The 23128-nt window shown below is 73.5% G+C and carries 23 protein-coding genes; 12 read left to right on the top strand and 11 right to left on the bottom strand.

All coding sequences use genetic code 11. The annotated features are described in order from the left end of the window. Positions 1–66: 66 nt before the first annotated feature. A complete protein-coding gene (locus PH191_RS16175) occupies positions 67–1797 on the bottom strand; it encodes an MFS transporter (protein ID WP_337994066.1) in 1731 nt (576 codons plus the stop codon). A gap of 162 nt (positions 1798–1959) precedes the next feature. Here PH191_RS16175 and PH191_RS16170 point away from each other — a divergent pair, with 162 nt between their 5' ends. Next, entirely contained in the window at positions 1960–2931 is a 972-nt protein-coding gene (locus PH191_RS16170) for an aldo/keto reductase (RefSeq protein WP_274195646.1), read from the top strand. 58 nt (positions 2932–2989) lie between these two features. Here PH191_RS16170 and PH191_RS16165 read toward each other — a convergent pair whose 3' ends face one another. Continuing rightward, positions 2990–4522, bottom strand: a complete 1533-nt coding sequence (locus tag PH191_RS16165; RefSeq protein ID WP_274195645.1) for an acyl-CoA synthetase — start codon at positions 4520–4522, stop codon at positions 2990–2992. 2 nt (positions 4523–4524) lie between these two features. After that, entirely contained in the window at positions 4525–5313 is a 789-nt protein-coding gene (locus PH191_RS16160) for an SDR family NAD(P)-dependent oxidoreductase (RefSeq protein ID WP_274195644.1), read from the bottom strand. A 281-nt stretch (positions 5314–5594) separates the two neighbouring features. On the opposite strand from PH191_RS16160, the gene PH191_RS16155 reads away from it, so the two are divergent. After that, positions 5595–6191: a TetR/AcrR family transcriptional regulator gene (locus PH191_RS16155; protein WP_274195839.1), complete on the top strand. Its 597-nt coding sequence runs from the start codon at positions 5595–5597 to the stop codon at positions 6189–6191. A 4-nt stretch (positions 6192–6195) separates the two neighbouring features. On the opposite strand, the gene PH191_RS16150 is transcribed toward PH191_RS16155, so the two are convergent. Further along, the gene (locus PH191_RS16150) at positions 6196–6636 is read right to left on the bottom strand and encodes a GNAT family N-acetyltransferase (protein ID WP_274195643.1); all 441 of its coding nucleotides are present in this window, start codon (positions 6634–6636) and stop codon (positions 6196–6198) included. A gap of 85 nt (positions 6637–6721) precedes the next feature. Here PH191_RS16150 and boxC point away from each other — a divergent pair, with 85 nt between their 5' ends. The 4 genes from boxC to PH191_RS16130 all read left to right on the top strand — a co-directional run bounded on the left by boxC (position 6722) and on the right by PH191_RS16130 (position 11821). Then, entirely contained in the window at positions 6722–8452 is a 1731-nt protein-coding gene (boxC, locus tag PH191_RS16145; RefSeq protein ID WP_274195642.1) for a 2,3-epoxybenzoyl-CoA dihydrolase, read from the top strand. A gap of 7 nt (positions 8453–8459) precedes the next feature. Next, a complete protein-coding gene (gene boxB / locus PH191_RS16140; protein WP_274195641.1) occupies positions 8460–9887 on the top strand; it encodes a benzoyl-CoA 2,3-epoxidase subunit BoxB in 1428 nt (475 codons plus the stop codon). Between the two features lie 140 nt (positions 9888–10027). Further along, positions 10028–11644, top strand: coding sequence for a benzoate-CoA ligase family protein (locus tag PH191_RS16135; RefSeq protein ID WP_274195640.1), 1617 nt, complete (start codon positions 10028–10030; stop codon positions 11642–11644). Beyond that, positions 11645–11821: a hypothetical protein gene (locus PH191_RS16130; RefSeq protein WP_274195639.1), complete on the top strand. Its 177-nt coding sequence runs from the start codon at positions 11645–11647 to the stop codon at positions 11819–11821. A gap of 3 nt (positions 11822–11824) precedes the next feature. On the opposite strand, the gene PH191_RS16125 is transcribed toward PH191_RS16130, so the two are convergent. From PH191_RS16125 to PH191_RS16105, 5 genes are all read right to left on the bottom strand, one after another. After that, positions 11825–12742, bottom strand: coding sequence for an SCO6745 family protein (locus tag PH191_RS16125; RefSeq protein WP_274195638.1), 918 nt, complete (start codon positions 12740–12742; stop codon positions 11825–11827). After that, a complete protein-coding gene (locus PH191_RS16120; RefSeq protein ID WP_274195637.1) occupies positions 12730–13275 on the bottom strand; it encodes a hypothetical protein in 546 nt (181 codons plus the stop codon). The genes PH191_RS16125 and PH191_RS16120 overlap by 13 nt, the downstream gene beginning before the upstream one ends. 317 nt (positions 13276–13592) lie before the next feature. Next, on the bottom strand, positions 13593–13796 hold the full coding sequence (locus PH191_RS16115) for a hypothetical protein (RefSeq protein ID WP_274195636.1): 204 nt from the start codon (positions 13794–13796) through the stop codon (positions 13593–13595). 192 nt (positions 13797–13988) lie between these two features. Next, a complete protein-coding gene (locus PH191_RS16110) occupies positions 13989–15005 on the bottom strand; it encodes a phosphotransferase family protein (RefSeq protein WP_274195635.1) in 1017 nt (338 codons plus the stop codon). After that, complete coding sequence (locus PH191_RS16105) at positions 15002–16000, bottom strand: zinc-dependent alcohol dehydrogenase family protein (RefSeq protein WP_274195634.1); 999 nt, start codon at positions 15998–16000, stop codon at positions 15002–15004. The genes PH191_RS16110 and PH191_RS16105 overlap by 4 nt, the downstream gene beginning before the upstream one ends. Positions 16001–16122: 122 nt before the next feature. Between PH191_RS16105 and PH191_RS16100 the strand changes: the two genes are divergently transcribed. From PH191_RS16100 to PH191_RS16090, 3 genes are all read left to right on the top strand, one after another. Further along, positions 16123–16803 (top strand): TetR/AcrR family transcriptional regulator, encoded by a 681-nt coding sequence (locus tag PH191_RS16100; RefSeq protein ID WP_274195633.1) that lies wholly within the window; start codon positions 16123–16125, stop codon positions 16801–16803. Beyond that, positions 16800–17981 (top strand): cytochrome P450, encoded by a 1182-nt coding sequence (locus tag PH191_RS16095; protein ID WP_274195632.1) that lies wholly within the window; start codon positions 16800–16802, stop codon positions 17979–17981. Before PH191_RS16100 ends, PH191_RS16095 begins: the two co-directional genes overlap by 4 nt. A gap of 65 nt (positions 17982–18046) precedes the next feature. Then, positions 18047–18703 (top strand): thermonuclease family protein, encoded by a 657-nt coding sequence (locus PH191_RS16090; RefSeq protein ID WP_274195631.1) that lies wholly within the window; start codon positions 18047–18049, stop codon positions 18701–18703. Between the two features lie 105 nt (positions 18704–18808). On the opposite strand, the gene PH191_RS16085 is transcribed toward PH191_RS16090, so the two are convergent. After that, a complete protein-coding gene (locus PH191_RS16085) occupies positions 18809–20212 on the bottom strand; it encodes an FAD-binding oxidoreductase (RefSeq protein WP_274195630.1) in 1404 nt (467 codons plus the stop codon). Positions 20213–20339: 127 nt separating this feature from the next. On the opposite strand from PH191_RS16085, the gene PH191_RS16080 reads away from it, so the two are divergent. Genes PH191_RS16080 through PH191_RS16070 form a run of 3 tightly spaced genes read left to right on the top strand, consistent with a single transcriptional unit; the run spans position 20340 to position 22359 of the window. Next, positions 20340–20927, top strand: coding sequence for a superoxide dismutase family protein (locus PH191_RS16080; protein WP_274195629.1), 588 nt, complete (start codon positions 20340–20342; stop codon positions 20925–20927). A 28-nt stretch (positions 20928–20955) separates the two neighbouring features. Then, positions 20956–21315: a hypothetical protein gene (locus PH191_RS16075; protein ID WP_274195628.1), complete on the top strand. Its 360-nt coding sequence runs from the start codon at positions 20956–20958 to the stop codon at positions 21313–21315. A 27-nt stretch (positions 21316–21342) separates the two neighbouring features. Then, on the top strand, positions 21343–22359 hold the full coding sequence (locus tag PH191_RS16070) for an NAD(P)-dependent alcohol dehydrogenase (RefSeq protein ID WP_274195627.1): 1017 nt from the start codon (positions 21343–21345) through the stop codon (positions 22357–22359). Between the two features lie 76 nt (positions 22360–22435). On the opposite strand, the gene PH191_RS16065 is transcribed toward PH191_RS16070, so the two are convergent. Beyond that, on the bottom strand, positions 22436–23119 hold the full coding sequence (locus PH191_RS16065; RefSeq protein ID WP_274195626.1) for a hypothetical protein: 684 nt from the start codon (positions 23117–23119) through the stop codon (positions 22436–22438). Positions 23120–23128: the final 9 nt, after the last annotated feature.

Here is a 23128-nt window from a genome sequence, read left to right as displayed (position 1 = left end):
ATGACGGAGCGAGGGTCACCCCGGCTGCGAGGGACGCAGTCGGGGTGACCCTCGCTCCGTCGTGTCTCAGGTGCGTGCGGGCTCCGGGGACAGGTCGAGGACGACGTCGCCGCGGGTGGTCAGCCCGTCGGTGAGGACGATCTGCTGCGCGGTCGGGGCACGTCCGGCGGCCCCGGCGACGAGCAGGTGGTCGCCGGGCGTCGCGCGCAGCGTGTAGTCGCCGGCGTCGTCGGTGACCGCCCGGCCCGCCTCGCGCCCGGCCGTGTCGACGAGCGTCAGCGTCGCCCCGGCCACGGCGTGGCCGCCACCGTCGCGGACCGCGCCCACCAGCCCCGTGCCCACGGGCTCCGCGGGCTCGGTGGGGGCGGTCCGGGTGGTGACGGCGCTCCGTGCGGTGGTCCGGCCGGCGGGGATGAGGAAGCCGACGACGACGGCGCCGACGACGAAGATGCCGGCGGCGACCGCGAACGCGGTCGTGTAGCCGTGCAGCGCCGCGGCGAGCGGCGGCCCCGCGAAGCCGGCGGCCGCGGTGCCCGCGATGCTCGAGAGCAGCGCGGTGCCGACCGACCCGCCGACCTGCTGCATCGTGTTCACCGACGCCGACGCGACGCCCGCGTCGCCGGGCTCGACGCCGTAGGTGGCCGTGTTGATCGACGTCGACATCGCCGTGCCCATGCCGAGGCCGATCATCAGCAGCGGGCCGAGGACGTGGGCCGCGTAGCCCGACTCCGGGGTGAGGAACGAGAACCAGAAGAGCCCGCCCGCGCCGAGCAGCATCCCGACGACCACGAGGGGCTTGGGCCCGGTCCGCGGGAGCAGGAGCGCCGGGACGGTGTTCGCCGCCAGCACGATGCAGGCGACCATGGGCAGGAACGCGACCCCGGTCATCAGCGGCGAGAACCCGAAGACCTGCTGCATGACGTAGGCGAGGAACAGCGTCACGCCGAACATGCCCGTGGTGAGCACGAGGATCGTCAGGAACGACCCGCCGCGGAAGCGGTCGAGCACGACCCTCAGCGGCAGCAGCGGGGCCTTGACCCGGCGCTGCACGAGCACGAACGCGACGAGCAGCACGAGGCCCGCGGCGAGGAAGGCGTAGACCAGCGGCGAGGTCCAGCCGTCGGTCTCCGCGCTCGCGAAGCCGAAGACCACGCTGAACAGCCCGGCCGAGGCCAGCACCGTGCCGACGACGTCGAGGTGCGGCCGGTGCTCGACCGGCTGCGCCGGGAGCAGCAGCGAGGCACCGAGGAACGCGACCGCCGCGAAGACCGCGTTGACGTACATGCACCAGCGCCAGTCGACGTACTGGGTCAGCGCACCGCCGAGCAGGAGCCCGATCGCGGCGCCGGAGCCGGCGAGGGCGGCGAACACCCCGAAGGCGCGCGCCCGCTCCCGTCCCTCGGTGAACGTGGTCGTCAGCAGCGAGAGGGCGGCCGGGGCGAGCAGCGCGCCGAACACGCCCTGCAGGGCGCGCGCCGCCACCAGCAGCTCGAAGCCGGGCGCGAGGCCGCCGAGGATCGAGGCCACGGCGAAGCCGACGAGGCCGACGAGGAAGGCGCGCTTGCGGCCGAAGAGGTCCGAGAGGCGCCCGCCCAGCAGGAGCAGGCTGCCGAACGCCAGCGCGTAGGCCGTGATGATCCACTGGCGCTGCGCGTCGTCGAAGCCGAGATCGGCCTGCGCCGAGGGCAGGGCGATGTTCACGATCGAGTTGTCGAGGATGACCATCAGCTGGGCGATCCCGATCACGGCGAGGATCAGCCAGCGTCGCCGGGCGGGTGGTGCTTCGGGGGTGCTCACGAGGCGTACGACCGTTCTGGGCGATTCTTGGGGGGTTCGACCGAGTCGGGAACGGCGTTGTCCCTGGCTGCCGACGCTGTTCAGGTCGAGCGCGGACGGGGTCCCGTCGATTCCCGCGAGGACGTGTGAATCGATCGGTGGTTCGCGGGGCAGGCTGACGGCATGGAGTTCACGAAGCTCGGCATGACCGGTGTCGACGTGTCGAGGATCTGCCTGGGGTGCATGAGCTACGGCGTCCCCGACCGCGGTACCCACCCGTGGTCCCTCGACGAGGAGGCGTCGAAACCCTTCTTCCGCCAGGCCCTCGACGCCGGCATCAATTTCTTCGACACCGCCGACGCCTACTCCGACGGCACGAGCGAGGAGATCACCGGCCGCGCGCTGCGTGAGATGGCCGACCGCGACGAGATCGTCGTCGCCACCAAGGTCTTCATGCCGATGCGCCAGGGCCCGAACGGCGGCGGCCTCTCGCGCAAGGCGATCATGACCGGCATCGACGCCTCGCTGCGGCGCCTCGGCATGGACTACGTGGACCTCTACCAGATCCACCGCTGGGACTACGGCACGCCGATCGAGGAGACGCTCGAGGCGCTGCACGACGTCGTCAAGGCGGGCAAGGTCCGCTACATCGGCGCGTCGTCCATGTGGGCCTGGCAGTTCGCGAAGGCGCTGCACCTGCAGGACGTCAACGGCTGGACCCGTTTCGTCACGATGCAGGACCACTACAACCTGCTCTACCGCGAGGAGGAGCGGGAGATGCTGCCGCTGTGCGGCGACGAGGGCGTCGGCGCCATCCCGTGGAGCCCGCTCGCGCGCGGCCGGCTCACCCGCGACTGGGACGACTCGACCGGCCGGCAGGAGACCGACGAGGTCGGCAAGTCGCTCTACCGCGACACCGACCGGCACATCGTCGAGGCCGTCGCCGAGATCGCCGAGAAGCGCGGCGTCTCCCGCGCCCAGGTGGCGCTGGCGTGGGTGCTGAACAACCCCGTCGTCGACGCCCCGATCATCGGAGCGACGAAGGAGCACCACCTCGCCGACGCCGTCGCCGCGGTGGACCTGCGCCTCGATGACGACGAGGTCCGCGCGCTCGAGGAGCGCTACGAGCCCCGCGGGGTCGCCGGGCACCGGTGATCACGACTTCGGTGACGAACCCACGCCGATCTGCGCGGGTTCGTCACCGAATCGACGATCACGGTGCCGCCAGCGCCGCCCGCACGTCGGTCTTCAGGATCTTGCCGACGGTGGAGCGCGGCAGGGCGTCCCAGAACTCGATCTGCTTGGGCGCCTTCACGCTGCCGATGCGCGCCTTGACGAACGCGACGAGGTCGTCGCCGGACACCGAGCGCTCCGGCACGAGCTCGACCACCGCGGTCACCCGCTCGCCCCACTTCTCGTCCGGCAGACCGATCACCGCGCAGTCGCGGACGGCCTCGTGCGCCATGAGGGCCTGCTCGACCTCGGCGGAGTACACGTTGAACCCGCCGGTGATGACCATGTCCTTCGCCCGGTCGACGATGAACAGGTAGCCGTCGGCGTCGAGGTAGCCGATGTCGCCGGTGTGGTGCCAGCCGTGCGCCGAGACCTCCGCGGTGGCCTCCGGGTTCTTGTAGTAGCCGGCCATCACCAGCGAGCCGCGCACGACGATCTCGCCGCGCTCGCCGGCCGCCAGCAACGCCCCGGCGTCCGACATGATCGCCACCGTCACCAGCGGCGACGGCCGGCCCGCGGACGCGAGGCGGGACCGCGCGACGGACCCGTCCCGCTCGCGGTGCTGGGCGGGCGACATCGTCGAGACCATCATCGGCGCCTCGGACTGCCCGAAGAGCTGCGCCATCGGCCCGATCCGCTCGAGCGCCTCCTCCAGGCGCGCCACCGACATCGGCGCGGCGCCGTACCAGAAGCAGCGCAGCGAGCGCAGGTCCGTCCGGTCCAGGTCGGGGTGCCCCAGCACCATGTAGATCAGCGTCGGCGGCAGGAACGTGTGCGTGACGTGGTGGCGCTCGACGAGGGCGAGGAACCGGCCCACGTCGGGCGTGGCCATCACGACGATCTCGCCGCCGAGGGCCATCACCGGGAAGCAGAGCACGCCCGCGGCGTGGGTGAGCGGGGCCAGCGCGAGGTAGACGGGTCGTCCCTCGAACGGATAGCTCATCAGCGTGATCGCCGACATCGCCTCGAGGTTGCGGTCGGTGAGCATCACGCCCTTCGGCCGTCCGGTGGTGCCCCCGGTGCCGACGAGGGCGACGACGTCGTCGGGCGGCTCGGCCTCGGCGGGCGGGTCGCCGTCCGCGGCCGCCAGCCAGTCGGTGAACCCCGGGGCGTCGCCGCGCGGCCCGTCCAGGCACACCGCGGTGTGCAGCTGGGGGAGCGCCGGGGCGATGGACGCGACGAGCTCGCCGAACCCACTCTGGAAGATCAGCACCGCGCAGTCGAACAGGGCCAGCAGCTCGCGGTTCTCGTCGCCGGCGTTGCGCGGGTTGATCGGGCACCAGACGGCGCCGGCGCGGGCGATGCCGAAGACGCAGGCGAACGCGACGGGATCGTTGGCCGAGAGGATGCCGACCTTGTCCCCGGGCCGGACGCCCGAGCGTCGCAACGCCCGGGCGACGCGGTGGCTCAGGTCGACGACGTCGCCGTAGGACAGCGACGTGCCGTCGAGGGTCAGGCAGGGGGCCTCCGGCCCGAGCGACGCCCCCTTGTCCAACCAGGACGTGAGGGCCACGACTACATACCCATCCCGCCGTCGACCGGCAGGCCGACGCCGTTGACGAACCGGGACGCGTCCGAGGCGAGGAAGACCGCGGCGTCGGCGATGTCGGACACCTCGGCGAGGCGCCCGGACGGGGTGAGCTCGACGACCGCGCCGACGGCGGCGTCGGGGCTCTCGAACAGGCCGATCGCGGAGGTCTCGACCGCGAGCTTCACGCCCATGTCGGTGGGCACCAGGCCGGGGTAGAGGCAGTTGACGCGCACGCCGTAGCCGAGCTTGCCCGACTCCATCGCGGCGACGCGGGTGAGTCGGTCGACGCCGGACTTGGTGGCCGAGTAGCCCCCGATCGCCGGGAAGGCGATGGTCGCGGCCACCGACGAGATGTTGATGACCGACCCGCCGTGCCCGGCGGCGCCGCCGGGGCGCATGGCGCGGAAGGCGTGCTTGAGCCCGAGCATCGTGCCCAGGAGGTTGATCTCGAGCATGCGACGGACGTCGTCGGGCTCGGTGTCGACGATCAGCGAGGTGACCTCGACGCCGGCGTTGTTGACCACGACGTCGAGCCCGCCGAGCGCGGTGACGGTGTGCGCGACGGCCGCTTCCCACTGCGCGTCGTCGGTGACGTCGAGCTCGACGAAGCGCGCGCCCGGGATCTCGGCGGCGGTCTGCTCACCGACGTCCTTGAGCACGTCCGCGAGCATCACCGAGGCACCGGCGGCCGCCATCGCCGTCGCCATCCCGGCGCCGAGCCCGCGGGCGCCGCCCGTGATCAGCACTCTCCGGCCGGCGAGTTGCTCGCTCATCCGCTGTCCTTCCCGCCGGCCGTGTTGTCGGCCGCCAGATCCACGTGCTCTGCTGGTGCGACGCAGGTCACAACGTAGGGAGGGCTTTGGACGATCGTCAAGAAATCCTCGGACGGGTGTCCAACGCGGGTCAGGAGCTACGCTGAGGTGCTCCGGCGCCGACGAGGGATCCGCCCGTGACCAGCACGAACGACACCAGCACGACCGCGAGCGGGTCGACCGCGACGGGTTCGACCGCGACGGGTTCGACCGCGACGGGTTCGACCGCGACGGCCGACCGCATCGCGCGGCGGCAGGTGGACAAGTTCTCCGAGCGTCGTCGCCAGCTCGCCGACGCGGCGTTGCTGACGCTGTCCGAGCTCGGCTACGCCCGCACGAGCCTGCGGGAGATCGCGAAGGACTCCGGCTTCTCGCACGGGGTGCTGCACTACTACTTCCGCGACAAGGTCGACCTGATCACCTACTGCGTGCGGCAGTACAAGGCCCACTGCGTGGAGCGCTACGACGGCATCGTGGCGACGGTCGACGACCCCGAGGTGCTGCTCGCCGGGGTCGCGGACGCGCTCGCGGGGACGCTGGCGCAGGACACGCTGATGCACCGGCTCTGGTACGACCTGCGCACCCAGGCGCTGTTCGAGGAGTCGTTCCGCGCCGATGTCGCGGAGATCGACGGCAGCCTCGAGCGGATGATCTGGCGGACGGTCGAGGCGTACGCCGGGCTGGTCGGCCGGACGCCCTCGTGCGACCCGTCGTTCGCCTACGCCACCGTCGACGGCCTGTTCCACCAGGCGCTGCTGCGCCACCTCACCGGATCGTCGGACGCCCTCGACGGCCTGCGCGCCGGCGTCCGCCGTCAGCTGCCGACGCTCGTCGGCTGAGGGGTCACGCCCCGCGCGGCGCCGCCCCCGACGCGACCTTCTTGCGCAGCTCGCCGACCTCGGTGGCCGTGAACCCGTGCGCACCGAGCCACTCCCGCACGGTCTCGCCGTCGGGGTGGCGGGTGGGGACGACGTTGTAGACGTAGTTGAGCTGCCGGGACGCGGCCTCGCGCTCGAGGTTCTCCAGGACGAACGTCCCGACCCCGGTGCCACGCGCCCCGGGTGCGGCCACGATCAGGATCTCGGCATCGCCCCAGGTGTCGTCGAGGCGCCCGTAGCCGAGGGCCGCGCCGGCGTCGTCCTCCACGCGCCACCACGTGTCACCGAGGTGCTGGCCCACCTCGGGGTAGCCGAGCCCGAAGAGCGTCGGCGGCAGGTCGCCCAGCGCCGCGGCCTTGCCCTGGTCCCAACGAGGTTCCTGCTCGGCGATCCACTGCCACGTCATCCGGTCCTCCAACGTTCTACAGCTCTATGCACTGGCGTCGAATTCTCGTAGAGTGTGGTCCGCACGACAAGGGAGGACCACCACCGTGACCGTTCTCGAGGACGCTCCGGCCGCCCCGCAGGCTGCCGGTGCCGACGCCCCGCCGCAGGTCGACTTCGACACCGACCCCACGCGCTACCGCCACTGGCGGTACGAGGTCGAGGGTGAGACCGCCTGGGTCTACCTCGACGTCGCCGAGGACGGCGGGCTGGTGCCCGGCTACGAGCTCAAGCTCAACTCGTACGACCTCGGTGTCGACATCGAGCTCTACGACCTCACCCAGCGGCTGCGCTTCTCCCACCCCGAGGTGCGCAGCGTGGTGCTCACCAGCGGCAAGGAGTCCAACTTCTGCGCCGGGGCGAACATCCGGATGCTGGCCCAGTCGAGCCACTCCTGGAAGGTGAACTTCTGCAAGTTCACCAACGAGACCCGCAACGGCATCGAGGACATGAGCGCCAACTCGGGCCAGACCTGGGTGGCCGCGCTCAACGGCACCGCGGCGGGCGGCGGCTACGAGATGGCCCTCGCGTGCGAGACGATCCTGCTGGTCAACGACCGGTCGAGCGCCGTCGCGCTGCCCGAGGTGCCGCTGCTCGGCGTGCTGCCCGGCACCGGCGGCCTCACCCGCGTCACCGACAAGCGCCACGTCCGCAAGGACCGCGCCGACATCTTCGCCACCAAGTCCGAGGGCTTCCAGGGACAGAAGGCCGTCGACTGGAGGCTCGTCGACGAGACGGTGTCGCGCAAGCAGTGGGACGCGACGGTGCGCGAGCGCGCGGCGGAGGCCGCGGCGGGGTCGCACCGCCCCGTCGATGGTCACGGGATCAGCCTGCCGCCGTTGGCCCGCGAGGTCACCGCTGAGTCTGATTCTTCGGCTTCCATCCGCTACCCCAACGTGCGCTGCGACATCGACCGCGGCGCGCGGACCGCGACGATCACGGTGCTCGGCCCCGAGCCCCACGCCGTGCCCGAGTCGCTCGAGCGCATCCACGCCCTCGGCGCCGACTTCTGGCCGCTGGCGATGACCCGCGAGCTCGACGACCTGATCCTGCGGCTGCGCACCAACGAGCTCGAGATCGGCACCTGGCTGGTCAAGACCCAGGGCTCGATCGAGGGCGCGCTCGCGTTCGAGCGGGTCATCGCCGAGCACTCCGCGTCCGACTGGCTCGTCAACGAGATCCGCCACTACTTCAAGCGCACGCTCAAGCGTCTCGACGTCACGAGCCGCACGCTGATCGCGCTGATCGAGCCCGGCAGCTGCTTCGCGGGCGCCCTGCTCGAGCTCGCCCTCGCGTGCGACCGGCAGTACATGCTCGAGGGCACGTTCGAGGACCACGACGAGGAGCAGGACCCGGCCCAGCTCGTCCTCACCGCCTCGAACTTCGGCACGTTCCCGATGGGCAACGGCCTGACCCGCCTGCAGTCCCGCTTCTACGGCGACGACGAGACGCTCGCGGCGCTCGAGGCCGGCTCGCGCTTCACCGGCGCGCAGGCCGAGGAGGCCGGCCTGGTCACCGACGCCCCCGACGACATCGACTACGAGGACGAGATCCGCATCCTCCTCGAGGAGCGCGCCTCCCTGAGCCCGGACGCCCTCACCGGCATGGAGGCGAACCACCGTTTCGTCGGCCCGGAGACGATGGAGACACGGATCTTCGGCCGCCTGACCGCCTGGCAGAACTGGATCTTCCTCCGCCCCAACGCCTCGGGACCGGAGGGCGCGCTGCGCCGCTACGGCACGGGACGCAAGGCCGACTTCGACCAGAAGCGAGTGTGACCACACCATGACCTCTGCACGCCCGAAGATCGATTTCGACGCCAAGATCCCGAACAACGTCGACCTCGCGTCCGACCGCAAGCTCCAGCGCGCCCTCGAGCGCTGGCAGCCGAACTTCCTCGACTGGTGGGGCGACATGGGCCCGGCCGTCGACACCAAGGACGTCTACCTGCGCACGGCGGTCGACGTCGGGCGCGAGGGCTGGGCGCACTTCGACCACGTCCCGATGAACGAGTACCGCTGGGGTGTCTTCCTCTCCGAGCACGACCCGGACCGCAAGATCGCCTTCGGGGAGCACAAGGGCGAGCCGGTCTGGCAGGAGGTGCCCGGGGAGTACCGCGCCGACCTGCAGCGCCTGATCGTCATCCAGGGCGACACCGAGCCCGCGTCGGTCGAGCAGCAGCGCTTCCTCGGGGCCACCGCGCCGTCGCTCTACGACATGCGCAACCTGTTCCAGGTCAACGTCGAGGAGGGCCGTCACCTCTGGGCGATGGTCTACCTGCTGCACGCCTACTTCGGCCGGGCCGGGCGCGAGGAGGCCGACCAGCTGCTGGCCCGCAACTCCGGCTCGGACGACTCACCGCGCATCCTCGGGGCCTTCAACGAGGAGACCCCGGACTGGCTGTCGTTCTTCATGTTCACGTACTTCACCGACCGGGACGGCAAGTACCAGCTCGGGACGCTGAAGGAGTCGGGCTTCGACCCGCTCTCGCGCACCTGCGAGTTCATGCTCAAGGAGGAGGCCCACCACATGTTCGTGGGCACCACCGGCATCGACCGCGTCGTCACCCGCACCGCGCAGCTGATGAACGAGCACGACTCCGAGGAGGTCGCCGGGGCCGGCGGCATCCCGCTGGACATGATCCAGAAGTACATCAACTTCCACTACACGGTCTCGCTGGACCTCTTCGGCAACGAGTCCTCCACCAACGCCGCGAACTACTTCACCGCCGGCATCAAGGGCCGCTGGCAGGAGGAGCGCCGCAAGGACGACCACCTGCTCACCGACGACGCCGGCGCCGTGGACGCCGTGCGCGACGGGCAGATCACCACCACCGAGGTGCCGGCGCTGCTGGCCCTGAACCAGGACCTGCGCAGCGAGTACATGAGCGACTGCCGCGGCGGGCTCAAGCGCTGGAACCGCATCCTCGAGAAGCACGGGATCGACGCGCGCCTGTCCCTGCCGCACGTCGGCTTCAACCGGCAGGTGGGCGCGTTCGCCGGCAGCCACATCACCCCCGAGGGCAAGATGATCTCGGCGGAGGACTGGAAGGCCCAGGAGTCGAAGTGGCTGCCCACCGACGTGGACAAGACCCACGTGCGCGGGCTCATGCACCCCGTCCTCGAGCCGGGGAAGATCGCCGGCTGGATCGCCCCGCCGTCCAACGGGATCAACGACAAGCCGATGGACTTCGAGTACGTGCACTTCAACTGAGCGTCACCGGAGCTCAGGGCGACGATGCGGCATTTCTGACGTTGAGTGCAAGCCCTGCGTCCACGCTTGCACTCAGTGCCAGGAAAGCCACATCCTCGCCGTCACCACCCGTCACGCCGACCACCACGGAGCTGGCGCCCATGTCGGAGTCGTTCAACGCCACGGACTACCTCGTCGGTCGTCGGCTGGCGGCCGGTGAGGGCGACCGGGTGGCGGTGCGGGCGCCCTCGCGCACGCTGACCTACGCCGAGCTGGACGCCGAGGTCGGGCGCGTGGCGGCGGGGCTCGCGGCGCTGGGCGTCCAGCCCGAGCAGCGGGTCGTCATGTGCATGGTCGACGAGGTCGAGCTGTTCACCGGCATCCTCGCGACGATGCGGCTCGGCGCGGTGGCCGTGCCGGTGTCGACGATGCTGCGCGGCCCCGAGCTCTCGGTGCTCGTGGCCGACTCGCGCAGCCGGCTCGTTCTCTGCTCGCAGACGTTCGCCGACGTCACCCGCGCCGCGGTGCTCGCGGCGCGCGAGAAGGGCGGCGACGTCGGCGAGGTCGTCGTCACCGGCGACGACCCGTCCGGCTTCGGCCCCGAGGTGGGCGCGCGCACGTGGGCCGAGATGCTCGCCGCCGGCGACGCGCTGGGCGGCACCCCGCCGGCGTACGACACGTGGGACGAGTCCCAGGCGCTGTGGCTCTACACGTCGGGCACCACCGGCAAGCCCAAGGCCGCGATGCACCGCCACGCCGACATCCGCACGGTGTGCGAGACCTACGGCCAGCAGGTCCTCGGCATCCGCCCCGACGACCTCTGCCTGTCGGTGGCCAAGCTGTTCTTCGCCTACGGCATCGGGAACTCGATGTTCTTCCCGCTGTCGGTGGGCGCGGCCGCGGTGCTCGAGCCGTCGCGGCCCACCCCGGCGCTGCTCGCCGAGCTCGCCGCCCGCCACCGGGTGACGATGTTCTTCGGCACCCCGAGCTCCTACGGCCCACTGCTGGCCGCCGCCGAGTCCGGGCAGATCGACGCCGTGGCCTTCGCCACCGTGCGCCGGGGCGCGTCCGCGGGGGAGGCGCTGCCCGCCCGGATGGTGAACGGGATGCGCTCGGTGTTCGGCGTCGAGGTGCTCGACGGCATCGGGTCCACCGAGGCGCTGCACATCTACCTGTCGAACCGGCCCGGCGAGGTCGTGCCCGGGACCTCGGGCGTGCCCGTCCCCGGCTACGACGTCGAGATCCGCGGCACCGACGGCCGGCCCGTCCCCGACGGCGAGACCGGGACGCTCTACGTGCGCGGCGACTCGATCTGCACCGGTTACTGGTGCCGCACCGCCACCAACCGCCTCGTGTTCGAGGGGGAGTGGCTGCGCACCGGCGACACCTACATCCGCAACGCCGACGGCACCTACACCTGCCTCGGGCGCACCGACGACGTGCTCAAGGTCGGCGGCATCTGGGTCACGCCGGCCGAGGTCGAGGAGCGCCTGGTCGCGCACCCGAGCGTTGCCGAGGTCGTGGTGGTCGCGGTGTCGGACGACGACGGCCTCGACGTCCCCGTGGCCTGCGTCGTCCCGGGCGAGGGCCACACCGTCGACCCCGAGGCGCTCGTGGCCTGGTGCCGCGAGGGCCTCGCGTCGTTCAAGCGCCCCCGCCACGTCATCGCCATCGACGAGGTCCCGCGCACCGCGACCGGCAAGGTCCAGCGCTACCGGCTGCGCGAGCTGGCCGCCGAGCGTGTCGGCGAGGGCCGCGCCCTGCAGGCGGCGCTCTAGATGGCCGGCGACCGCAGCGACCGGACCGACCCGCTCGCGACGGCCGACCAGCCGCCGACCCGGGGCGAGCCCGATCACCGGCCCAGGGTCGAGCCGGGTGGCGACGTCCCGGGCGCGGTGCAGGGTTCCGACCACGAGGAGCCGATCGACGGGCCGGAGCCCGAGCCGGAGAGCTGACGCTCAACCGGCGAGCCGCTTCGCAGGGTCGGACGGCGCCGCGTCGAGGGCGACGAGGGCGTCCGACCAGTCGTCGAGCTGCTTGGTGATCCCCGGCAGGTCGGGGCCGATCGCGTCGACCACGGACTGCTGCATCGCGTCGGTCCGCCCCTCGAGGTCCGCGCGGTGTCGCAGACCGGCCGCGCTGAGCTCCTGGCCCTCGAGCAGCCCGCGGCGACCCAGCCCGGCGACCGCGGCGTCGATCTGCGCCGGGCTCCACCCGCGCGACGCCGTGTAGGCGCCGAGCGGATAGCCGCACCAGAGCTCGGTGAGCACGTTCATCTGCACCGCGTCGAGCCCGTCCACCGCGCAGACGGCGAGGTGGGAGTCGCCGCGGTGCTCGCGCAGGACGTGACACGCGTGGACGACGGCGGCGAGCGGGTCGGCAGGCCACGGCTCGGTCGTCAGGCCGGTGAACAGGGGACGGGCGGTGCGGTCGGCAGCGTCGATGCCCCGGCGCAGCCCCTCGACCACGGACGCGGCCTCGGCGTCGACGTCCCCGAGCAGGCGGCGCAGCGTGGCGCCCGGGGCGTCGATGCGCACCCGGACGAGGTCGGCGAGCGGCACCGCGGCGACGCCCGCCTCGTACTCGGGCCCGACGAGGTCCGGTGCGAAGACTCCGAGCGCCTCCACCGCGACGGCGGTCGGCGGCGTCCCGAGCGGCGCGGTGCGCTCGCGGACGTAGGCCGCGAAGTAGTCCTCGAGGCCCAGCCGGGCGTACCCCTCGGCGGCCTCGGGCGACCAGATCGACAGGCACGCCAGCGGCTCCATCGCGTCCCGCAGAGCGCGGGCCGGCGACGGGTCGCGGCCGGCCGGCGGGTCGGCGGGACGGGGGCGGTCGGGCGGGGCGAAGAACAGGCCACGCATCGTCAGGTAGTCCACGGGGTCTCCTCGGGGTCGTCGTCGAGGGCGTGCCACACGACCCCGGCCGAGACGGCGTCCGGCGCCGACAGGACGCCGTGGACGCGGGCGACCTGCGCGACGAGCCACTCCGGCTCGCGTTCGTGGACGGCCGCCTCCTCGCGCAGGACCGTCGTGACGAGGTCGGCCACGCCGATCACCCGCCAACGGCACAGCGACGTCGCGAGGACGCGGGCCGTGCGCGCCACGAGGGCGAGCTCCTCGGGCCGCCCATGGGTGATCGTGATGCGGTCGGGGTCGCGGAGGACCGGCCGGGTGAGCGCGCTCCACGCCCGCAGCGCCAGGCCGCCCGCGAGGGGGTCGGGCGGGGTCGCACCGTCGGTCTCCGCCTCGCGCAGGGCGAGCAGCAGCCCCGAGACCTGCCCGAGTGCCCGGACCCACCCGCGACGCGTGCCGGGCGGCGCGGAGGTGTGGTCAGCCGCCTCGCCGGCGGCAGGGCGCGGGTGCGGAACCGCCGCCGCCCGGCGCTGGACCGCCTGATCGTCGTCCCCCATCGATGCCCCCAACCCCCGAACGGCCCACATCGGGGCCGTCGCCGACGGACGGTAGGGGGCTTCGGTTGCTCTCTGCATCGGGGAAAACCCTCGGATGTCCGGTATCATCCGGACGCGCAGCGGTACCGGTGACGGAGGGTGCTGCCTCGGTGTGCGACGGGCTCGGCGACGAGCTCCGGCGCCGGGCGCTGTCGGAGCGCCGTCGGACGGAACCTGGCTCTCCGCGTGTCCCGTGGACCGGGGAGCTCACCGGTCACGCGCCGGCGGGGGCCGCCGGCCTGCCGGCGGGTCTGGTCCAGGCCTACCCGACGACGCGCTCAGAGCGCCGACGCGAGCTCGGGGTACCAGGCGCTGACCGTGAGGTCGAGCTCGGCCAGGTCGGGGTGCCCGAAGAGCAGGGACTCGTCGGGGCTCAGGCGCTGCGGCGGGCGTCCGCCGGTGGGGCAGCCGTCCTCGTGGCGGATCGGGTAGAGCTTCCAGACCCGCACGGACTCGCAGTAGTGGCACTCGCCAGTGATCATCGGGGACTCCGGGCACGTCGGCGATCTCGGGGAACGACCCCGTCGCGTCGACGCTGAGCGCGGGACCGCCCATGAGTGTGGTGCCCGAACGTGGCCGCGCGATCCCGTTCCGTGACCGGCCCCACCCTGTGACGCGCGCCCACCCGTGAGCGAAATTCGCGGCTATAGCCGAGAACTTCGCTCACGTGGGGGTCAGCCGTCCAGCTCCGCCAGCGCGGTCTCGGCCTGCACGATGATCGCCTCGGGGCCCGTGACCTCGTCCGGGTCGGCGTCGGCGCCCATGTCGCCCGCGCGGTAGCGGGTCCAGACGCCGGCGTGGATGCACGCGGCCCGCCAGCGCGCGAAGGCCAGGTAGTAGGCGATGTCGACGTCCGCGGTGCCCGTCGCCGCGGTGTAGCGCTCGATGAGCTCGCCGCGGGTGGGGTAGCCGCCGGCCGGGGTCGGGCTCGGCAGGGCCTCGGGCACCGTGTCGCCCGGCTCGCTCCACGACACGAGCAGGTGCCCGAGGTCGCAGAGCGGGTCGCCGATCGTCGCCAGCTCCCAGTCGAAGACGGCCACGGCCTGCCCCTCGGGGGAGTAGGCGATGTTGCCGGGTCGGTAGTCGCCGTGGACGATCCCGACCGCGCCCTCGGGGACGCGCGCGGCGAGGGCGTCGTGGGCCGCGTCGAGGGCGGAGAGGTCCTCCATCGCCGACGAGTGGGCCTGGCGGTGCCAGCGCTTGAGCTGGCGCGCGACGAAGTTGCCGGGCCGGGCGAGGTCGTCGAGACCCACCTCGCCGGGCTCCACCGCGTGCAGGGCGGCGAGGACGTCGATCGTCGAGGTTCCGACGACCGCGCGCGCGTCCTGCGGCACCTTCTCGCCGGACTCCGTGTCGTTGAGGACCTTCCCGGGCGCGAAGTCCATGACGTAGAGGTCGGCGCCCCAGACGTCGTGGTCGTCGCAGAACGCGCGCGGCGTCGGGACGGGCACGTTCGTCGGGTTGAGCGCGGAGAGGAACCGCCACTCCCGGCCCATGTCGTGGGCCGTCTCCAGCACCCCGCCCAGCGGCGGGCGCCGCAGCGCCCAGGCGTGCCCGGCCTCGTCGGTGACGCGGTAGGTCAGGTTGGAGCGCCCGCCGGCGATGCGGGTGAAGTCGAGCGCGCCCTCGATCTCGTCGATGTGGTCGCGGAACCAGCGCACGACGACGTCGGGGACCTCCTCGGCGCTCACGACGCACCGCCCGGGCGCAGCACGATCTTGCCGACCTGGGTGTTGGACTCGAGGTGACGGTGCGCGTCGACCACCTGGTCGAGCCCGTCGAACACGCGGTCCACCTGCGGGGAGAAGGAGCCGTCACGCAGACCGGCGCCGACGAAGGCGCCGGCGCGGCGGAGCCGCTCGGGATCGTGGGTCATCGCGAACAACGTATAGGTCCGCATCCACAGATCGGGCAGCGTCTCGGCCGGGAACGGCGTCGGCTGCCCCGAGAGCAGGCCGTGGATCGTGAGGATGCCGCCCGCCGCGGTCGTCCGGGCCAGGTCGGCGACGGCGGGACCGGCGACGGCGTCGAAGACGTGCTCGCAGCCCCGGCCGTCGGTGATCTCATGGACGCGCTCGACGAGGTCCTCCTCGCCGGTGGCGACGACGTGCGCAGCGCCGGCGTCGCGCAGCTGCGGCGCCTTGGAGCTCGACCGGCTGGTGGCGATCGGGACCGCGCCGACGCGGTTCGCCACCGCGATCGCCGCGAGCCCCACGCTCGACGTGGCGGCGGTGATCAGGACGTGGTCGCCGGCCCGGAGCCCGCCCGACTCGACCAGCCCGCCGTACCCGACGAGGAACGGCATCCACACCGCGGCGCCGTCGACCCAGCTCGTCGCCTCCGGCAGCGGTACGAGCGCGCGGGCGGGGACGACGGCGCGGTCGGCGTAGACGCCGTAGTCGTTCATCGAGAACGCCGGGACGACGCTGATCCGGTCGCCGACCGACCAGCGCGTGACGCCCTCGCCCAGCGCCGCGACGGTGCCCGAGCACTCGTAGCCGAGGCGGGCCGGGAGCGTGGTGGCCTCGATGTACTCGCCGCGCCGGAACATCGACTCGGCCCGGTTGAGGCCGATCGCGGCGACGTCGACGGCCACCTCGCCGGGCCCCGGAGTCGGGTCGGGTTCCTCCTCGATCCGCAGCACCTCGGGGTCGCCGAGCTCGGAGAACCGCACCGTCCTCGTCATGACCGCAGAGCTTGCCGCCTCGACGATCACGACGCACGGTCTGTCGCTGCGCCCCGCACCGGTCTACCGTGACTCGTGACCGGATACGAAATCTGGTCACGAGTCACGAGGAGGTTCCCCGCGTGAGCCGGGTGGCACGGATGCTGGACGCGGCGGGGGAGCTGCTGCTCGCCCACGGCTACCGCCGGGTGACGATCGAGGACGTCGCCCGTCGCGCCGGCGTCGGCAAGGGCACCGTGTACCTGCACTTCGCGAGCAAGCTCGACCTGTTCGCGGGGGTCCTCGTCCGCGACTCGATCGGCACGACGCGCGACCTGCTGGCCGCACTGCACGCCGATCCGCGCGAGGCCGCCCTCGACGCGACCCTGCGCTCGACGTTCCTCGCCGTGCACCGCCGGCCCCTGAGCCGGGCGCTGCACACCGGTGACGTCGAGATCCTGGGCGCGGTCGTGACGGACACCAAGGCGGGCCTGGAGGTCGTCACCGACAAGACGGAGTTCGCCGCCGAGCACTTCGCGATGCTCCACCGCCACGGCCTGCTCGCCGACGACCCCGCGACGACGCCGGACCTGACCTACCGGCTGCGCGCCGCGGTGCTCGGCTTCTTCCTCGACGACCTCGTGCCCACCGACGGGATGGGTCTCGCGGCCCGGGCCGACGCCCTGGCCACCCTCGTCCGCGCGGGCTTCACCCCGCCGGGCGAGCCCGACCCGGCCGCGCTCGCCGCGGCCGCGCCCGAGCTCGCCGCGCTCTACGAGCGCACCATCCACCACCTCACCGCGGCCCTCCCGGAGGAGCCATGACCACGCACACCGATCTCGACCTGCCTCCCGACACCGCCGACCTGCCCGTCCTGCTCGACTGGCTCGCCGCACACCGTGCCGACGCCCCCGTCTGGGGCGACCGCTACGGCCTGCGCCACGTCTTCCGGCACGCGGACGTCGAGGTCGTCCTGCGCGACGTCGCCACCTTCAGCTCCGACTTCTCGGCGGTCATGCCGGGCTCCGAGGCGATGAGCAAGGGGATGCTGACGCGGCTCGACCCGCCGGAGCACAAGGCCCTGCGGCACCTGGTCAGCGCCGCGTTCACGCCCCGTCGCGTCGCGGCCCTGGAGCCGCGGATCCGGGAGCTGACGCGCTCGATGCTGGACGGGGTCGACCGGGAGTTCGACCTCGTCGACACCCTGGCGTTCCCGCTGCCGGTCACGGTGATCGCCGAGATGCTCGGGCTGCCCGCCTCGGACCGTGCGCGCTTCCGCGGCTGGGCCGAGGGCCTGTTCTCCATGCAGGTCGACGACCCGAAGGAGGCCGTCGTCGACCCGAAGGTCCGCGACGCGATGGGCGAGATCACCTCCTACCTCGGCGACTGGTGCCGGGCCCGGCGCGCGGACCCCACCGACGACCTCATCTCCGCGCTGGTCACCGCCGAGGTCGACGGGCGGCGCCTCGACGACGAGGAGGCCGCCAACTTCTCGATGCTCCTGCTGCTCGCCGGGCACATCACCACGACGCTGCTGCTCGGCAACGCGGTCCGGGTGATCGACGAGAACCCGGGCACCTGGGCGGGCCTGCGCGCCGAGCCCTCGACGATCCCGGCCGTCGTCGAGGAGGTGCTCCGGCTGCGCCCGCCCTTCCCGATGACCGCCCGCGCGACGACCCGCGACGTCGAGATCGCGGGGACGACGATGCCGGCGCGCTCGATCGTCATGCCCTGGCTGCTCTCGGCGAACCACGACCCCGACGCCCACCCCGACCCCGAGCGCTTCGACCCGACGCGCACCGGCATCGGCGGCGGCTCACAGCTCGCGTTCGGGCACGGCATCCACTTCTGCCTCGGCGCCCCGTTGGCCCGACTCGAGGCGCGCGTGGCGCTCGAGGAGATGACGTCCCGGTGGGCTGGGCTGTCCGTGGGCGAGGGGGAGCAACGCCCGTACACGGGTCGTGTGCTCGGGACGCGGCGGCTGCCGGTGGTCGCGACCTGATCGGGTGACCGCCACCCCCAGTGACCGAACGTCGATTACCGATCACGACCAGTCACTATGACCCAGTGTCCCGTGCCGCGCTCGCGCGCTTCGTCCTCGGGGTCGCCGTCGCCGTGTGCGCCTCGGCCGCCGTGTTCACCCTGGTGACCCTGCGCGGGCCCGAGGTGGCCGCCGTGCCGGCACCCGATCCGGCCGCCGTGCTGAGCGGCCCGGCGGCCGCGCCGGTGGGCGAGCGGGTGGTCGTGCAGACCGTGGTCGACGCGGTCACCTTCGACGCGCGCCTGCCCGACGGCGGGCCGGTCGTGCGGGTGCGCGCCCTGGGCGTGCAGCCCCCCGGCGCCTGCTACGGCGCGCAGGCGAGGGCCTTCGCGGCTCAGGTGCTCGACGGCCGCGCGGTGATCCTGGGCGCCGGGCCGGGACCCGCGACCGACCGCTTCGACCGCCGGCTCGCGGCCGTGGCCCTCGTCGGCGGCGCCGACTACGCGGTGCTCGCCTCCGAGGCGGGCATCGCCCGTGCCTACGCCGCCGACGCCCGGCCGGAGGCCATGGCCCCGGTCCGCGCGGCCCAGGACCGCGCCCGCGTGGCCGAGCGCGGCGTCTGGGGCGAGCCCTGCCGCGGCGCGGAGACGCCCTCGCCGGCGGGGGCGTCAGAGGCCGGGGCGTCCGAGGCCGGGGCGTCGGCCACCACCACGACCACGACGAGCAGCGCGCCCGGTTCCTGACATGCCAGCCCTGCGCCCACGCTGACGGTCCGACACAGCACGCCGATAGGGCGAGGATCGCCACATCGTCGCGAGCGCGACACGCCGTGCGGGCTCACCCCGAGCTCAGAGGACCTTGCCGGGGTTGAGGATGCCGTGGGGATCGAGGGCGGCCTTGACCGCGCGCTGCATCGCCAGCACCTCGGGGCTCTGTTCGCGCTGGAGCCCCTCGCGCTTGAGCAGCCCGACGCCGTGCTCGCCGGTCACCGTGCCCCCGAGCGACAGCGCGTCGGCGAGGATCTCCTCGAACGCGGCCTGGGCGCGCCGGCGGGCCGGCTCGTCGCCGACCGGGGTGATCAGCAGCGGGTGCAGGTTGCCGTCGCCGGCGTGGGCGAGGTTCGCGATCGTCGTCTCGTAGCGCCGCCCGATGTCCTGGATGCGCCCGAGCATCTCGGGCACCGCGGCCCGGGGTACGCAGACGTCCTCGGTGAGCACGGGGCCGAGGCGCTCGAGCGCCGGGTACGCCAGCCGGCGGGCGGCGAAGAGCGCGTCGGCCTCCTCGGCGTCGGCGGCCTGAGCGGCGAACGTCGCGCCCGCCGCCTCGAAGTGCGCCAGCATCTCCGCCGCCTCGGCGTCGCCCGCCGCGCCGGGGGCGTCGGAACGCCCGAGCAGCACGACGTCGGCCTCGGCCGCCAGCCCCATGTTCTTCCAGGCGTCGACGGCCTCGAGGCACGTGCGGTCGACCAGCTCGAGCGCCGAGGGCGTGAGCCCGGCCGCGGTGATCGCGGCGACCGCGCGGCCGGCGTCGACGACGGAGTCGAAGTACCCCGCGACGGTGTGCTCGGGCGCGCGGGCGGGACGCAGCTTCACGGTGACCTCGGTGATCACCCCGAGCGTGCCCTCGGACCCGACCATCAGCCCGGCGAGGTCGAGCCCCGCGACGCCCTTGGCGGTGCGCCGGCCCAGGCGCACCAGCTCGCCGAGCCCGTTGACGATCTGCATGCCGAGCACGTAGTCGCGGGTGACGCCGTACTTGACGCAGCACACCCCGCCGGCGTTCGTGGCGACGTTGCCGCCGATCGTCGACCAGGGCGAGCTGGCGGGGTCCGGCGGGTACCAGAGCCCGCGCTCGGCGCAGGCGGCGCGGAGGTCGTCGTTGACGACACCGGGCTGCACGACCGCGAGGCGCTCGGAGCCGTCGATCTCCACGATGTCGGTCATGTGCTCGGTGGAGAGCACCACGGCGCCCTCGCTCGCGTTCGCCCCGCCCGAGAGGCCGGTGCCCGCGCCGCGCGGCACCAGCGGTGCGCGGTGCTCCAGGCAGGCGCGGACGACGGCCTGGGCCTCCTCGGAGGTGCGCGGGCGCGCCACCGCCGCCGGCACGGCGTGCGGCGCCCACTCCGCGTCGTCGTGGGCGTAGCTCGCCAGCACGTCGGGGTCGTCGAGCACGCGGCCGGCGGGCAGCGCCGCCAGGAGCGCCCCGACGACGGGAGCCGGTGTCGCGGCCGGAGGTACGGCGGTCGTGCTCATGGCGCGCCCCTTCGTCGGGTCGGTCGGTCCACGGTAACCGCCGTCGGGCGTGCGCCGGAGGGGTCGACGCGACGCGACCGGACACTCCGAGTGAGAGCGCGGACACGCAGCGTGCCAGGATCGTCCCGTGCCGCGCCCGATCGCCCGTCTCGCCCGCCTCGCCGCGCTCGTCGGTGGAGCCGCCCTCGTCGCCGCCTGCTCCGGCTCCGCGGACGCCGCGGGCCCGCTGGTCACCGAGGGCGTCCTCGCCACGCCGGCCCAGGGCGGGCCCGCGATGACCTACGCGCCGGCCACCGCGCCCGAGGGGGCGCAGGTCGCCCTCGAGGTCGTGCCCGGCGACGGGTCGACGACGGCGACCTTCCGCGTCACCGGGATGCTCCCGGACCGCGGCTACGCCGTGCACGCGCACGTCCGCCCGTGCGGGACGGCCGGCACCGACGCCGGCCCGCACTTCCAGAACCGTGTCGACCCGGCCGCGACCCCGCAGGCCCCGTCGTCCGACCCCGCCTACGCCAACCCGCAGAACGAGGTCTGGCTGGACCTGCGCACCGACGGCGACGGCGCCGGGACGGCGACGACCACCGTGCCGTTCGCGCTCCCCGAGCGGGCGCCGGCCTCGGTCGTCGTGCACGAGAAGGAGATGACGGCGACCGCCCCGGGCCAGGCCGGCACCGCGGGTGGGCGTCTGGCGTGCCTCACATCGACCTGGCGCTGAGCGTCCCACCGGCTAGCGTTCCCGCTCGATGAACGCCGGACCGACCCTGACCGTGTGCCGCGACTGCTGTTGCGGCACCTCGCGCAAGCACCCCGGCGTCGATCACCGCGCCCAGCTCGAGCGCTTCCGCGGCGCCCCCGGGCGGGTCCGGGTCAGCGACTGCCTCGACGCCTGCGCCTACTCCAACGTCGTCGTGGTGTCGCCGTCCAAGGCCGGCCGCGCCGCCGGCGCCCGCCCGGTGTGGCTCTTCGGCGTGCTCGACGACGAGACCGAGGCGGAGGTCGTCGCGTGGGTCGAGGCCGGCGGCCCCGGGGTGGCCGAGCCGCCGGGTCTGCTCGACCTCCGGATCTTCACGCCGGCCCGGAAGGTCCGCGCCTCCGTCGACTGAGCCCCGACGGCCGTGTAAGAGGGTCACATGAGCGACGAGCAGCGCGTGGCCGTGCTCCAGGAACCCGAGCACATCACCGTCGAGACCCGCCCGGTGCCGACGCCCGGCCCGGGCGAGGTGCAGGTCGCCGTCCGCGCCGTGAGCGTGTGCGGCTCCGACGTGCACTACTACGACCACGGGCGCATCGGCGGGTTCGTCATGCACGCCCCGCTGGTGCTGGGTCACGAGACGTCGGGTGTCGTCAGCGCCGTCGGCGACGGCGTCGAGGAGCCGGTCGTCGGCACGCGGGTGGCCGTCGAGCCGCAGCGCAACTGCGGCCGCTGCGAGCAGTGCGTCCGTGGGCGCTACCACCTCTGCCCGCACATCTCCTTCTTCGCGACGCCCCCGGTGGACGGCTCGTTCGCGCAGTACGTCGTGGTACCCGCCAACCGGGCGCACCCGGTGCCCGACGCGCTCTCCGACGACGCCGCCGCGATGATCGAGCCGCTGGCCGTCGCCGTGCACGCGGCGGGCAAGGCCGACGTCGGGCCGGGGACGCGGGTGCTCGTCACCGGCGGTGGCCCCGTGGGTCTGCTGTGCCTGCAGGTGGCGCGGGCCCGCGGCGCCGAGCACGTGACGGTGTCCGACCCCGTGGAGCGCCGGCGGGCGGTCGCGCGCGACTTCGGGGCCGACGCCGTGCTCGACCCGTCCGTGCAGACCGCGGAGGACGTGCCGCCGGTCGACGTGGTGCTCGAGTGCAGCGGGGTGCAGCCCGCGGTGGACCTCGCGGTCGCCGCGACGGCCCCGGCCGCGACCGTCGTGCTCGTCGGCACGGGCGCGCAGGTCACGCTGCCCCTCGACGTCGTCCAGTCCCGCGAGCTCGTGCTCAAGGGCGTGTTCCGGTACGCCCACGTCTACCCGGCGGCGATCGCGCTCGCCGCGTCCGGCGCCGTGCGCCTCGACGACATGGTGACCTCGCACCACGACCTCGACGGCGCCGTCGACGCGCTGCTCGCGGCCCGCCGCGACCCCGACGCCATCAAGGCGGTCGTGCGGCCGGGCTGAGCGACATCTCCCGGCGAGACACCTCCGGCCGGGCCGCGCGTGGCGGTCCCGGCCGGAGGTGGGGTGGTGCGGGGGGTCAGGCGGCGACGGCGTTGCTGACGGCCTCGGTCGCCCGGCGGGCGATGCCGCGGATCTGGTCGCCGGGACGCTGCTGCTCGCTGGCCTGCGCGGAGAGCACGACGATCGCGCCGGTGAGCGCGGGGATCGCGTACTGCAGGGCGTGCAGCTGCCGGTTGGCGCGGGCGACGTCGACGGGCAGCGACTCGGCCGCGGCGCTGACGGACTGGCCGATGCGCTTGTCGGCCTCGCGGACGGCCTCGGTCGCGTCGCTCGCCCCACCCTGCTTGGCGGTGTCCGAGGGCACCGGCGAGGTGGTCGACGACGAGACGCCGTTCGACTGGTGGATCACGGCGTCCTCGACCTTCTTGCCGACGAGGCGCGTGTAGGCCGAGGCGGCGAGGGCGGCCGCGGTCAGCGCCAGCTTGGCGTTGACGGTGCCCGTGTGGCCCTTCTGCGCCACGGCCCGCTTGCGGTTCTCCGCGAGCAGGCCGGCGCCGCCGACGACGTGCGCGCCGATGGCCAGGGCGTTCACCGGGCTCCACTTGGCCCAGCCGATGCTGGAGACGCGGTCGGCGGTGCGGCGGTCGCCCGACTCCTCGGCCGCGGCGTTGAGGCCGGCGAGGCCGAACAGCGAGCCGCCGAACCAGGCCGCGAGGCCGACGTCGTGCATGGCGTGGAGGACGGTGTTGCGAGTGCTCATGAGGACTCC

The organism is Actinomycetospora callitridis (assembly GCF_028737265.1).
Taxonomy (GTDB): domain Bacteria; phylum Actinomycetota; class Actinomycetes; order Mycobacteriales; family Pseudonocardiaceae; genus Actinomycetospora; species Actinomycetospora callitridis.
This window is presented reverse-complemented; position numbering and strand designations above follow the sequence as displayed.

Bases quoted from the DNA above. Each gene is read 5' to 3' on its own strand.
- PH191_RS16170 (WP_274195646.1), top strand. From the start codon at position 1,960: ATGGAGTTCACGAAGCTCGGCATGACCGGTGTCGACGTGTCGAGGATC.
- PH191_RS16160 (WP_274195644.1), bottom strand. From the start codon at position 5,313: ATGAGCGAGCAACTCGCCGGCCGGAGAGTGCTGATCACGGGCGGCGCC.
- PH191_RS16150 (WP_274195643.1), bottom strand. From the start codon at position 6,636: ATGACGTGGCAGTGGATCGCCGAGCAGGAACCTCGTTGGGACCAGGGC.
- boxB (WP_274195641.1), top strand. From the start codon at position 8,460: ATGACCTCTGCACGCCCGAAGATCGATTTCGACGCCAAGATCCCGAAC.
- PH191_RS16135 (WP_274195640.1), top strand. From the start codon at position 10,028: ATGTCGGAGTCGTTCAACGCCACGGACTACCTCGTCGGTCGTCGGCTG.
- PH191_RS16130 (WP_274195639.1), top strand. From the start codon at position 11,645: ATGGCCGGCGACCGCAGCGACCGGACCGACCCGCTCGCGACGGCCGAC.
- PH191_RS16120 (WP_274195637.1), bottom strand. From the start codon at position 13,275: ATGGGGGACGACGATCAGGCGGTCCAGCGCCGGGCGGCGGCGGTTCCG.
- PH191_RS16115 (WP_274195636.1), bottom strand. From the start codon at position 13,796: ATGATCACTGGCGAGTGCCACTACTGCGAGTCCGTGCGGGTCTGGAAG.
- PH191_RS16105 (WP_274195634.1), bottom strand. From the start codon at position 16,000: ATGACGAGGACGGTGCGGTTCTCCGAGCTCGGCGACCCCGAGGTGCTG.
- PH191_RS16095 (WP_274195632.1), top strand. From the start codon at position 16,800: ATGACCACGCACACCGATCTCGACCTGCCTCCCGACACCGCCGACCTG.
- PH191_RS16085 (WP_274195630.1), bottom strand. From the start codon at position 20,212: ATGAGCACGACCGCCGTACCTCCGGCCGCGACACCGGCTCCCGTCGTC.
- PH191_RS16075 (WP_274195628.1), top strand. From the start codon at position 20,956: ATGAACGCCGGACCGACCCTGACCGTGTGCCGCGACTGCTGTTGCGGC.
- PH191_RS16070 (WP_274195627.1), top strand. From the start codon at position 21,343: ATGAGCGACGAGCAGCGCGTGGCCGTGCTCCAGGAACCCGAGCACATC.
- PH191_RS16065 (WP_274195626.1), bottom strand. From the start codon at position 23,119: ATGAGCACTCGCAACACCGTCCTCCACGCCATGCACGACGTCGGCCTC.